The sequence below is a fragment of the Sphingobium sp. DEHP117 genome, assembly GCF_030867385.1.
In the GTDB taxonomy this organism is placed as follows: domain Bacteria; phylum Pseudomonadota; class Alphaproteobacteria; order Sphingomonadales; family Sphingomonadaceae; genus Sphingobium.
Genome location: NZ_JAPFBJ010000002.1, coordinates 85,784 through 98,027, shown reverse-complemented (window position 1 = coordinate 98,027; position 12,244 = coordinate 85,784). Strand labels below are relative to the sequence as shown.

Annotated in this window: 8 protein-coding genes; 5 read left to right on the top strand and 3 right to left on the bottom strand. The window is 63.5% G+C overall.

The window, feature by feature from the left end; translation table 11 throughout:
• Positions 1 to 23: 23 nt before the first annotated feature.
• Entirely contained in the window at positions 24 to 1,100 is a 1,077-nt protein-coding gene (locus tag OOT33_RS07560; protein ID WP_307748048.1) for an IS5 family transposase, read from the bottom strand.
• A 219-nt stretch (positions 1,101 to 1,319) separates the two neighbouring features.
• Entirely contained in the window at positions 1,320 to 2,198 is an 879-nt protein-coding gene (locus OOT33_RS07555) for a neutral zinc metallopeptidase (RefSeq protein ID WP_307749404.1), read from the bottom strand.
• 137 nt (positions 2,199 to 2,335) lie between these two features.
• On the opposite strand from OOT33_RS07555, the gene OOT33_RS07550 reads away from it, so the two are divergent.
• From OOT33_RS07550 to OOT33_RS07530, 5 genes are all read left to right on the top strand, one after another.
• The gene (locus OOT33_RS07550) at positions 2,336 to 3,121 is read left to right on the top strand and encodes a 3-hydroxybutyrate dehydrogenase (protein ID WP_307749402.1); all 786 of its coding nucleotides are present in this window, start codon (positions 2,336 to 2,338) and stop codon (positions 3,119 to 3,121) included.
• A 90-nt stretch (positions 3,122 to 3,211) separates the two neighbouring features.
• On the top strand, positions 3,212 to 3,799 hold the full coding sequence (locus OOT33_RS07545) for a protein-L-isoaspartate O-methyltransferase (protein WP_307749401.1): 588 nt from the start codon (positions 3,212 to 3,214) through the stop codon (positions 3,797 to 3,799).
• Between the two features lie 109 nt (positions 3,800 to 3,908).
• Positions 3,909 to 4,565 carry a DUF2497 domain-containing protein gene (locus OOT33_RS07540; protein ID WP_307749400.1) on the top strand — a complete coding sequence of 219 codons (657 nt, stop codon included), beginning with the start codon at positions 3,909 to 3,911 and terminating at the stop codon, positions 4,563 to 4,565.
• A 123-nt stretch (positions 4,566 to 4,688) separates the two neighbouring features.
• Positions 4,689 to 7,694 carry a valine--tRNA ligase gene (locus OOT33_RS07535; RefSeq protein WP_307749399.1) on the top strand — a complete coding sequence of 1,002 codons (3,006 nt, stop codon included), beginning with the start codon at positions 4,689 to 4,691 and terminating at the stop codon, positions 7,692 to 7,694.
• Positions 7,695 to 7,810: 116 nt separating this feature from the next.
• A complete protein-coding gene (locus OOT33_RS07530) occupies positions 7,811 to 10,141 on the top strand; it encodes a TonB-dependent receptor (RefSeq protein WP_307749398.1) in 2,331 nt (776 codons plus the stop codon).
• Between the two features lie 216 nt (positions 10,142 to 10,357).
• On the opposite strand, the gene OOT33_RS07525 is transcribed toward OOT33_RS07530, so the two are convergent.
• On the bottom strand, positions 10,358 to 12,244 hold the full coding sequence (locus OOT33_RS07525) for an acyltransferase family protein (RefSeq protein ID WP_307749397.1): 1,887 nt from the start codon (positions 12,242 to 12,244) through the stop codon (positions 10,358 to 10,360).

Here is a 12,244-nt window from a genome sequence, read left to right as displayed (position 1 = left end):
GTTCCGGCCTGAGCAGCGTCTGATCACGTCGTGGCCGTTCGGCTTTCCCAGTAGAGGAAACGTTTGAAGTTGAAAGCGATGTTGGCGAGGCCGATCTTGGCTTTGGCGCGCTCGATGCCGATGGTGCGGATGAACAGGCCCATCCTGTGTTTCTGCGTGGCGAAGACGTGTTCGACGGCGGATCGGATTTTGGAACGCGCGGCATTGGCACGCTGGCGCTGCACAGGCAGCGGCTTGCCAGGCGCACGCCGGAAGTGGATTTTCGACACGCGCCCCGCGCGCAGGATGGCCCGCTCGTTCTTCTGACTGCGATAGGCCGTATCCGCCCAGATCGAACTGCCGGTGTTTTCCGCATCGATCAGGCCGGGCAGTTCGCGGCCATCGTAGCGGGCGGCATCGCTGGCGGACCATGTACGGATGAAGCCGTGGCGCTGGTCGATGCCGATGTGGGATTTGTAGCCGAAGATGGGCGTGGCGATCTCGGCCATGAGCTTGCCGTCGGGCCCTTTCTTCCGCCGCCCGCGCTTGAGCGTCCAGCGCGCGTCACGGTCCTTCTGCGCCAGCCTCGCCGGCTTGGTGGCCCAGCCCTCGGGAATGCCGCCGTCCTTGACGATGGCGCGCTCCTCGTTGGTCATGCGCTGGCGCGGGGCGGCGATAATGCTGGCGTCGAGGATCTGGCCGCCCATGGCCAGGTAGCCCTGATCCTTGAGATGGGCATCGAACCGGGCAAACAGGGCGTCGACGGCATTGGCGCGCACGAGTGCCTCGCGGAAGCGCCAGATCGTCGTCTCGTCGGGCGTGTTGTCGCCATCGTCGAGACCGAGGAAACGTCCGAAACTGCGCCGGTCCAGAATCTGGAACTCCGCTTGCCCATCCGACAAGCCGTAGAGTGTCTGCAGGATCAACGTCTTGAACATCATGACCGGGTCCATCGGCGGTCGGCCGCCCTTGCTGCCATCGGAACGCTGCAGGGCCGCATCCAGCGCGGGCCGGAAAATCTCGAAGTCGATCAGTCCGTTCAACTTCTCCAACGGATCGCCCGCCGCCGACAACGCCGCATACCGCTCATCCAGATCGAAAAACCCACGCTGAACCGACACATACGCCTCCATCGCTGCAACTCGATGGAATCATAATCCCGCCCTCACCGCCAGAGGTAAATCAAGGTGTCCAACTGCGGGACATGACTCTTTTACAGCGATCCCATAGAGGCGCGTTCACCCCCTAAGACTGACCTCCCGAAGCCCACAGGCGACGCAGCAAGGGTCATTGGCAAGAGCTGTGTCGCTCTCGGGTCGCATGCCAATGACCACTCTCTCTCACACCTCTCCGCTGAACGTATCGCATTGCGCCGGGTCGCCGGTATCCAGGCCACGCTTCAGCCACCGCATCCGCTGCTCCGAAGAGCCATGGGTGAAGCTGTCCGGCATTGGCGTACGCCCGGCATCGCGCTGAAGCGTATCGTCGCCGATCGCCTGCGCCGCACGAAGGCCTTCCTCCAGATCGCCCGCTTCCATAAGACCCGTCAGCTTCCCCCACACCCCGGCATAGCAATCCGCCTGCAACTCCACCCGCACCTGCATGGCGTTGCCTTCCGCCTCGCTGGCGCGCCCTTGAAAATCATGCGCCTTGCGTAATGTGCCTTCCAGATCCTGGATATGGTGGCCGACCTCATGCGCGATAACATAAGCCTGCGCGAAATCGCCCGGCGAGCCGAAGCGGGTTTTCAGCTCGTTGAAAAAATCGGTATCCAGGTAGATCCGCTGGTCGTTGGGACAGTAGAACGGGCCCATGGCCGATTGCGCCGCACCACAGCCGGACATGCCGCTCTGGGAATAGAAGACCAGCGTAGCAGGCTGATATTGCTGGCCGCTCTGGCCGAACACCTGCCCCCACACCCGCTCCGTCGATCCAAGCACTTTGAGTGACCAGTGCTGAGTCTCGGTCAGCTGCGCAGCATCTTGCGAGCTCTGCACATTGGGCGCGCTGCCGCCGCCGAACATCGAGCCGAGGTTCAGTCCGCCGCCCATCACCGCGAAGATCAGCAACACCACCGCGATTCCGCCACACCCGAAGCGGGAGCCGATCATGGGGAGCAAGAAACCGAGCAGATTTCCTCCGCCGAACCCACCGCCAAAGCCTCCGCCGCCTCGCTGGACTTCGAAGTTGCTGCTTTCCTGTTCGTCGTCGAGGCGCATCGCTCTCTCCCTTGGTGTGCGGTAGTGTGAAGTAAGGTAATTCCGCAAACAAGAAAAGGCTGCGGGGCTTGGCGCTGTCGCAAATTAGCCTTATTGCGGTGCAGCGCAATCTGGCGCGGAACAGACATGGGGATCACATGACGCTCAAGGGCAAAACCGCACTGATTACCGGCTCCACCTCCGGCATCGGTCTCGCGTATGCGAAGGCGCTGGCGGCCGAGGGTGTAAACCTCGTCATTAACGGTTTCGGTGATGCCGAGGCGATAGAGCGGGAGCGGCAGGCGCTCGAAGCGCAGAGCGGCGCGCGCGTTCTTTATTGTGGGCATGACCTCACTCGGACCGATCAGATCGAGGCGATGATGCAGGAGGCCGCCAATATCTTTGGCGGGGTGGACATACTCATCAATAATGCCGGGTTGCAGCATGTCGCGCCAGTGGAGGAGTTTCCGGCTGAGAAATGGAACCTTATCATCGCTCTCAACCTCAGCTCCGCCTTCCACACTTCGCGCCTGGCCATTCCCTATATGAAGCAGCAGAAGTGGGGTCGGATCATCCAGACCGCCTCGGCCCATTCGCTCACCGCCTCTCCATTCAAAAGTGCCTATGTCACCGCCAAGCACGGGATCGCCGGACTGACCAAAACGATCGCGCTCGAAACCGCGACGTTCGGTATCACAGCCAACTGTATCTCGCCCGGATATGTCTGGACGCCGCTGGTCGAGAATCAGATTCCGGACACTATGAAGGCGCGGGGCATGACGCGCGAGCAGGTGATGAACGATGTGTTGCTCGCCGGCCAGCCCACCAAGCAGTTTGTCACGGTTGAGCAGGTGGCGGCCACAGCGCTGTTCCTGTGTTCCGATGCCGCAGCGAACATCACCGGGGCAAATATTTCGGTCGATGGCGGCTGGACCGCGCAGTAAATTGTGGCAGGCTGGACGAATGTGGGATCATTGGACTAGAGGGCTGGGTCAGCAACAGGCGCGGCCCGACGCCGCGATTCGGGAGGCACTATGAGCAAGGTCGATTTTCCGGCGATGCGCGCCGCCATGGTGGCAAGCCAGCTTCGCACCAGCGATGTTAACGACCCTGCGGTTATCGCCGCGATGGCGTCTGTCCCGCGCGAAGACTTCGTACCCGCCGCGCGGCGCGAAACCTGCTATATAGACCGCCCCGTTCCTCTGGGCGATGGCGGAGCGATGAACCCGCCGCTCGCAACCGGCCGACTGCTAACCGCCGCGCAGATCGAGGCGGGTGACAAGGTGCTGCTGCTGGGGGATGTGACAGGCTATACAGCCGCGCTGCTGAGCCATATGGGTGCCGAGGTGGTGAGAGTGAAGGCCGGTTCGGCGAAGGGCGACGCCAAAAATGGGCCTTATGATGCCATCCTGATCGACGGCGCTGTCGATGCCTTTCCTGACGCGCTTTCGGCCCAGCTTGCCGAGGGTGGCCGCGTGGCCTGTGGCGTCATCGAGCGCGGCGTGACCCGGCTCATGAGCGGGCGCAAGGCGGGGGGCGTCGTTGGCCTGATCGCGCTTGCCGACATGGACATGGTGCGAGCTGCGGGTTTCGAATCGGAGAAAGCCGGCTTCGTCTTTTGAATTTCGGGCAAAAGGCGCGTAAATCTGCGTTCAGCACAGTGCTTGACACAGATTTTAACCATGTCAATGTGCGCCGGATTATGGGGGCGTGGGCAGCAGGTGATCAGACATGGGTGATATGAGTAAGGAGCCGTCGATGGAGGAAATTCTGTCTTCTATCAAGCGGATAATTGCTGAGGATGGGGAAATCCCCCCGCGCAAGGAGCCGAAATCAGCTGCGCGCCGCGACACGGATCGCGAATCGCGCCGCAAGGCTGTCGTTGCCAGCTTGGCCAAGGACGCCGACGATGGCATCGCGGCATCCTCCTATGTCGACGAGGTGCTGGAGCTGACCGAGGAAATGCCGCGTGTGGGCCAGGCGATCAAGGCGGATAGCCCTGTTGTGCTCGACGAACTGGTCGATGAGACGCTTTCGCTCGACGATATCGCGCTGGAGCTGGACAGCAGCTTTGACATGGCCGACGAGGTTTCGGCTGAGCGGATAGACGAAGAGGTCGCCATGGAAACTGCTGCACCCGTTTCATCGCCGTCGGCCGAATCCATCGTCTCGCAGGCTAGCGAAGCGGCCACCCGGTCCTCACTTGCGGCGCTGTCGTCGCTGATGATCAAACCCAGCGAGCCGGAAGCAGCGGAAAACACGTTGGAAGGCCTCGTGCGCGAAATGCTGCGTCCGATGATGAAGGACTGGCTCGACGCCAATCTGCCCCGCCTTGTTGAGGGTATGGTGGCGAAGGAAATCGCGCGGATCACCGGGCGTCCGCTGTAATCGCGGGCGCGGATGCTGCATCCGCGAATTGACCTCTCCGGCATAAGCGCGCATCGTTTTTTCGTATTTTCGGGCGAAAAACCGGTTCCCACTTTTTCTGAAAATGCTCTAGTGGGCTAGCCCATGACCGAGCTTGCGAAAACATTTGATCCCGCCTCTATCGAGGCGCGCTGGTATCAGCATTGGGAGGCGAACGGCCTGTTCCGGCCCGAGAGGCCCGACGCGCAGCCCTTCACGATCGTGAACCCGCCGCCCAACGTGACGGGCAGCCTGCATATCGGCCACGCGCTCGACAACACTTTGCAGGACATCGTCATCCGCTATGAGCGTCTGCGCGGCAAGGATGCGCTGTGGGTGGTAGGCACCGATCATGCCGGCATCGCGACGCAGATGGTGGTCGAGCGCCAGCTGGAGGCGCGTCAGGACAAGCGCACCAATTACACGCGCGAGCAGTTCATCGACAAGGTCTGGGAATGGAAAGCCGAAAGCGGCGGCACGATCACTGGTCAGCTCCGCCGTCTCGGCTGCTCGATGGATTGGAGCCGCGAGCAGTTCACGATGGACCCGCATTTCACGCGCGCTGTCGTCAAGGTGTTCGTCGATCTCTATAACGAGGGGCTGATTTATCGCGACAAGCGACTGGTGAATTGGGACCCCGGCCTCAAGACCGCTATTTCTGACCTTGAGGTCGAGACGCGCGAGGTGCAGGGCGGCTTCTGGCACTTCAGATATCCGCTGGCTGACGGCGCAAGGCTGGATGACGGGCGCGAATTCATTGAGGTAGCGACGACCCGACCCGAGACGATGCTCGCCGATATGGCGGTGGCGATCAACGGCGCGGACGAACGCTATCAGTCCGTTATCGGCAAGTTCGTCATCCTGCCTATTACCGGGCGGCGCATTCCCATCGTGGCGGACGACCATGCCGATCCGGAGCTGGGTTCGGGCGCGGTCAAGATCACGCCGGGCCATGATTTCAACGACTTCGAGGTCGGCAGGCGCGCAGGGATCAAGGCGGCGGACATGCTCAACATGCTCGATGCCGATGCGCGCGTGGTGCAGACGGCGGATGGCCTCATCCCGGCGGACTATCTCGGGCTGGACCGCTTCGAGGCGCGCAAGGCCGTGGTCGCGCAGATGAAGGCGCTCGGCCTGCTGATCCCCCACGTCACCAAGGACAAGGAAGGCAACCAGACCGAACACGACGCCGAACCGCGCACAATCCAGACGCCCTATGGCGACCGCTCGGGCGTGGTGATCGAGCCGTGGTTGACCGACCAGTGGTATGTCGACGCTGCGACGCTGGCACAGCCCGCGATCGAGGCGGTAAAGTCCGGCGCGATAGAGATCGTGCCGAAGAGCTGGGAGAAGACCTATTTCAACTGGATGGAGAATATCCAGCCCTGGTGCGTCTCGCGGCAATTGTGGTGGGGGCATCGTATTCCGGCGTGGTTCGGACCTAAAGTCTCCAACGGCAAGATCATGTATGATCTTGGCATGACCAACGTAGAGGTTTTTGTTGCTGACACACAGTTAGATGCGTTGATTCAAGCTGAGAGATATTACGCAAACGCGGGTCATGCTCTTCCGGTTGAGGTGACAACTCTGAACATGCTCCCAAGCCTCACTGGCAAGGGTAATGATCCAAACAATATATGGATTTATCAAGAAACGGACGTCCTCGACACATGGTTCTCCTCCGCCCTCTGGCCGTTCGCGACGCTCGGCTGGCCGGAGGGAGAACATCACCCCTCCCCTGCAGGGGAGGGGCCGGGGGTGGGGGCTCTCAGCCAAGTGCAGGATGTGGGGCAACACCCCACCTCAACCCCTCCCCTGCAGGGGAGGGGCTTACTGCAGCGCCACTACCCCAATGACCTGCTGATCTCCGGTTTCGACATCCTGTTCTTCTGGGATGCGCGGATGGCGATGCAGGGCATCCACTTCATGAAGGATGTGCCGTGGAAGCGGCTTTATCTGCATGGCCTTGTGCGCGCGGCGGACGGGCAGAAAATGTCCAAGTCCAAGGGCAATGTCGTCGATCCGCTCGGCCTCATTGACCGCTATGGCGCAGATGCTCTGCGCTTCTTCATGGCGGCGATGGAGAGCCAGGGCCGCGACGTGAAGATGGATGAAAAGCGCGTCGAGGGATATCGCAACTTCGCGACCAAGCTGTGGAACGCGACCCGCTTTGCCATGAGCAACGGCATCGGCGCGTCCTCTGCGGTCGCGGCACCGCCCGCAACGCTCGCGGTCAACAAATGGATCATCGGCGAGGTGGTGGAAACCGTCGCCGCGCTGGACAAGGCGCTCGCCGAGCTGCGCTTCGACGCCGCGGCGAACGCGATCTATCATTTTGTGTGGGATCAGTTCTGCGACTGGTATCTCGAACTCATCAAGGGCGCGCTGGACGACGAGACCAAGGTGGTCGCGGGGTGGGTGCTCGACCAGATACTGGTAATGCTGCACCCGTTCATGCCGTTCATCACCGAGGAACTGTGGCACGCGCTCGGGACACGGGACTATGAGCTGATCGTCGCCAAATGGCCGGAGCCGGGGGCGGCGGTGGACCCGCAAGCAAAGGCTGAGGTGGAGTGGGTTGTGGAGCTTCTAGCAAACTTGCGTTCTATCCGAACGGAAGTGGGGATTCCGCCGGGGCAAAGGATCATTATCGGGCCTGACAGTCGCAAGCTGGATGACGCCACCCGCCAGATATTGATCTCACGCTTTTCTAAGCATGGCCCTGCACTTGCTCGTATCGGAAAGCTGCAAGCGGTAGTTTTTTTCAACTCCGGGATTCGCATCAATAGTGAGAGTGGGAGGCAGGAAGATCGGGTAGAAGAGTCTCAAACAAGCTTTGCCATTCCTGGTTCGGCAGTCCCGTTTGCGGCAAAGGGGGTTGAATACACTTTTGGCCTCGAAGGCTTGATCGACGTCCCCGCTGAGAAGGCGCGGCTTGCGAAGGCACTCGAAGCGGTGAGCAAGGAAGCGAAGTCGCTCGAAGGCCGCCTCAACAACCCGGCGTTCGTCGAAAAGGCCAAGCCCGAGGCGGTTGAGAAGGCGCGCGCGGATCATGCGGAGAAATCCGCCGAGGCGGAGCGGCTGGCTGCGGCGCTGGCGCGGTTGGGCTAGGCGCGCGCCAGAGTCAGCGGCGGTTCATCGGCCGCACCTTATCGCTCGCTGCGAGCAAATGCGAAGGGAGAGGCGCGCTTGCCGGACGAGAGTTTAGCCGCCAAGGATTGCCGTATATGCGCCCGCTCCTCCTGACTGCCTGCTTCGCTGCGACCCTTGCACCCGCACCTGTTTACGCGCAGCAGCAGACCACCAACGCGCAGCAGGACGAGCAGGCCGAGGACGAGATTGTCGTCACGGCGTCGACCCGGCTGCCCGGCGCGGCGCTGGGCGAGATCAAACCGGAGGTCACGCTGGGCGGGGCGGATGTGCGGGCGCTGGGCGTCAGCAGCGTCAGCGAGATCCTGAGCGAACTCGCGCCGCAGATCCGGGGGACAGGCGGCGGCGCTCCGCTGATCCTGCTCGAAGGGCGGCGCGTTTCCGGGCGGCAGGAGATAGAGCGCATCCCTTCCGAGGCGATCGCGCGGGTCGATGTGCTGCCCGAGCAGGTCGCCCTCAAATATGGCTATCCGGCGGATCAGAAGGTCGTCAACTTCGTGCTGCGCAAACGCTTCCGCGCCTGGACGCTGGATGGGCGGCAACGCCTCGCGACCGAGGGTGGCGGCGGGCGCACCAACGCCGAGGCCAGCTATTTCTCTGTGCGGGATGGCGCGCGCTTCAGCCTTGCTGCCGAATATACCAGCACCGACCTGCTCACCGAGGCTGATCGCGGGTTGATCGGCGGGGCGGGGGTGACCGGGCGCTCGCTGATCGCGGCGGGCGAGCAGTTCGAGGCGAACGCCTCTTATCACCACCCGCTGTCCGAGCGGCTGACCGCCAGCGTCAACGGCGTGGTGACGACGGATGAGACGCGCGCGCTCACGGGCGCGGTGGGTGACCAGACCCGCACCACGAGCAGCCAGACCGCGCGGCTGGGCAGCACGATGAACCTCGATGTCGCGCGCTGGCGCGGGACGTGGACGACGGCGTATGACCATGGGGAGTCGAGGGCTATTTCCACGCGGACACCGGCTGGACAGCCGGCGGATCAGGCGCGCAGCAATGACGATGTGCTAGTGAGTGACATTAGCATTAACGGGCCGATCGCGCGGCTGCCCGCAGGCGACATATCGCTGACCGGGCGCGTGGGCGGGACGCTGAGCCGCTTCGACAGCCGCTCTTTCCAGCGCGGTACCACCCGCGCTGCCGCGCTCAAGCGCACCAGCGGCTTGGGCGCGCTCAACATCGACGTGCCCGTGCTGGACAGCCCGACCCGCTGGATCGGCGACCTTTCGTTGAACGCCAACGTGCAGGGCGAGACACTGTCAGACTTCGGTACCGTGCGCGCGTTCGGCGGCGGGTTCAGCTGGGCCCCGGTCAAGACCGTGAGCGTGGTCGGTTCCTACAAGGATGCCGAGACCGCGCCGACGGTCCAGCAGCTGGGTGATCCGCAGATCGACACAGATGCGGTGCGCTTTTTCGACTATGTGCGCGGGCAGAGCGTGCTGGTGCGGCGCACGTCCGGCGGCAATCCCGCGCTGGAAAAGGCGCAGCTGCGCGAGTGGCGGCTCGGCCTGAACCTCAAGCTGCTCGACAAGCCCAATCTCGGCTTCACGCTCGATTATACCGGCCGCCGCACCGACAACGGCATCGTCGCGCTGCCCGCGCTCACCGCCGCGAGCGAGGCGGCATACGCCGGGCGCTTCGTGCGGGATCCCACGGGCATGCTGATCGCGGTCGATGCGCGCCCTGTGAATATTGCGCGCCAGACGAGCGATGTGCTGCGCTGGGGCGTCAATTTCTCCAAGACATTGAAGACGCCGCAGGCGCAGATCGACGCGATGCGCGCTTATATGGCGCAGCGCTTCCCCGGCGGGCCGCCGGGTGCAGGGCAGGGCAGCGGGCGTGATGGCGCGCAGGGGGCGCCCGGTGGCGGGCGTGGACCTGGCGGTGGCGGCTTTGGCGGGCGCGGCGGCGGAGGCGGCCGCCTCAGCTTCTCGCTCTATCACAGCATCCACCTGACCGAAAAAGCGACGCTGCTGGCGGGGCAGAGCGAGATCGACCTGTTGGGCGGCGGCACGTTGAATGGCGGCGCGCCCCAGCCGCGGCATGAGGTGGAGGCGACGGCGGGCTATAATCGCGGCTGGCTCGGCGGGCGGCTCACGGCCAACTGGCAGAGCGCGGCGCGGGTGCGAGACCCCGGCGGCGCAGCCTCCGGCAACCTGCGCTTCGGCGATCTTGCCACCGTCAATTTGCGCTTGTTCGTCAATCTGGGGCAGATACCGTCTGTGCTGCGCGATCATCCGTGGCTGTTCGGAACGCGCATGAGCGTAGGCGTGGGCAACATCTTCAACGCGCGGCAGCGGGTGACGGACGGCACCGGTGCGACACCACCGGCCTATTCGGGTTCGCAGCTCGATCCGCTGGGGCGGACGATTACGATCAGCATACGCAAGCAGCTGTTTTAGGGGCCGTTGAAGTCGCCACTATGTCATCCCGGAAGCCGATTTTCTCCAAATCCGCGAGGATTTGGACAGGAAATCGCGCTATCCGGGATCCAGTGAACGAGGCTCAGCGCTTGAAAAGCTGGATCCCGGATCAAGCATTGCCGCGAAAAAGCACAGGCTTTTTCGGGCAAGGCTAAGTCCGGGATGACGGTTGTGGTGCTGTAGGCGATTTGGTTTTCACACGCCAATCCGCGTCCGCTCTTCCGTCGTAAGCTGCTCGCGCACCATTTGTTGAAAGATCGCCTTCGCGCCAGGCCCGTTGAAGTGCTGGCGGTCGTAATAGGCCGGGTCACGCCCGGCGGTCAGCAGGCATTGCTTGGCTGCCGCGTCGCATAGCGCCGTGCGGGGCGAGAGGTATGTGCCGAACTGGCGTGCCAGCGGGGCGAGGCGGGCGTCGGCCTGCCAGATATGGCGACTCAGGTAACGCGGCGGCAGATCAGGCTCGCCGCGCACCCGCGCCGCCGCCATCAGCTTGGGCACGCGCACGCTATATTCGGGCGTAGGGCCGATAACGAGGATCGGCGCGCCAATGCGCTTGAGGCGTTCGCCCAGCGCAGTCACCTGTGCGGGGCGCAGGCGCTTTACCTGCCAGCTGACGACAATGAGATCGGGCTTGGTGCGCGCGGCGGCATCAAGAGCCTTGCGGAGGAGCAGGCCGCAAGGGGTCTGCGCAGCCTGCGGGTCAAGCGCATCGTCGGGCGCGCACGCAGCGTAAGTCGCCTCCATCACGCGGGCATGGGGCAGTGCGTCGAGCGCCGGGCGGAACATGTTGGCGTGGCTGTCTCCGAGCAGCAGTATGCGCCGCTCGCCGGCTTTGACGACAGGTGCGAGGCAGTCTGCCGGGAATTTGGCCGGGTCGTCACGCTCGGTCAGGATGCAGCGGCGCCAGGGATTGTCTTCCGCGCCTTGCACGAAGCTGGCGATGCGCACCGTCTCGGCATCGAACCGGGCGGGGAAGCCTTTGGCGACAACGAGCAGCGTGCACAGGCCAAGGACCACAGCTGCGCCGCCGCCGGTCCAGCGCAGCAGCGCGCGGCCGGGCATCGTCGTGGATTTGCGGAACGGCTGCTCGACAAAGCGCCAGCTTGCCCATGCGGCGAGGAAAGCGAAGGTCACGATGGCGGCGCTCAAAGTGTTGGAAGGCACATCGACCAGCGCGATCTCGCGCGCAAAGACGATCGCGGGCCAATGCCACAGATAAAGCGAGTATGAGATGAGGCCTACCCAGAGGAAGGGTTTGAGCGCCAGCACTCGGGCGATGCTGCTGCTGCCATGTTGCCCCGCCCAGATGATGAGCGCGGTGCCCAGCACCGGCGGCACGGCGGCAAGGCCGGGCCAGCCCATATCGGGGCGCAGCAGTGCAAGGCTGAGCAAGATCAGCGCCGCGCCGGCCCCTGCCACCACTTCCCGCGCACCGCGCGAGCCGAGCGCGGGCCATGTCAGGCGGTTGAGGATCACGCCCGCCAGCAGTTCCCACGCGCGGCCCTGCGGCAGGTAGAACGCATCGACCGGCGCGCTTTGCACTTGGCTGACATTGAGCGCGAGCGAACCAACGAGCATCAGTACCAGCGCGGGCAGGATCGCGCGGCGCGCATATTTCGCGAGCAGCGCAAGGATGACCGGCGCGAGGATGTAGAATTGTTCCTCGACCCCCAGGGACCATGTGTGAAGCAGCGGCATGTCCGCCGCAGCCTCGTTGAAGTAATCGACCGTGTGCCAGAAATAGAGGTTGGACGCGGAAAGCAGCGCCGCTGCAGCCGAGATGCCGCCCTGTTCCAGTTCGCTCGGCATCAGGAGAAGCGCGGAAGCGCCCAGCACCGCCAGGATGGTCACCAGCAACGCGGGGACGATCCGCCGCAGCCGCCGCTCGTAGAAGCGCAGGAACGAGAATTCGCCGGCTGCGCACTCACGCAGGATGATCCCGCCGATCAGATAGCCTGAGATGACGAAGAAGATATCGACGCCGAGGCCACCTGAAGGGAGCAGATTGGGCCGCAGATGATAGGCGAAGACGCTCAATACCGCGACGGCGCGCAGGCCGTCGATATCCGGCCGGTATTTCAT

Bases quoted from the DNA above. Each gene is read 5' to 3' on its own strand.
- OOT33_RS07555 (WP_307749404.1), bottom strand. From the start codon at position 2,198: ATGCGCCTCGACGACGAACAGGAAAGCAGCAACTTCGAAGTCCAGCGA.
- OOT33_RS07550 (WP_307749402.1), top strand. From the start codon at position 2,336: ATGACGCTCAAGGGCAAAACCGCACTGATTACCGGCTCCACCTCCGGC.
- OOT33_RS07545 (WP_307749401.1), top strand. From the start codon at position 3,212: ATGAGCAAGGTCGATTTTCCGGCGATGCGCGCCGCCATGGTGGCAAGC.
- OOT33_RS07540 (WP_307749400.1), top strand. From the start codon at position 3,909: ATGGGTGATATGAGTAAGGAGCCGTCGATGGAGGAAATTCTGTCTTCT.
- OOT33_RS07535 (WP_307749399.1), top strand. From the start codon at position 4,689: ATGACCGAGCTTGCGAAAACATTTGATCCCGCCTCTATCGAGGCGCGC.
- OOT33_RS07530 (WP_307749398.1), top strand. From the start codon at position 7,811: ATGCGCCCGCTCCTCCTGACTGCCTGCTTCGCTGCGACCCTTGCACCC.
- OOT33_RS07525 (WP_307749397.1), bottom strand. From the start codon at position 12,244: ATGAAATACCGGCCGGATATCGACGGCCTGCGCGCCGTCGCGGTATTG.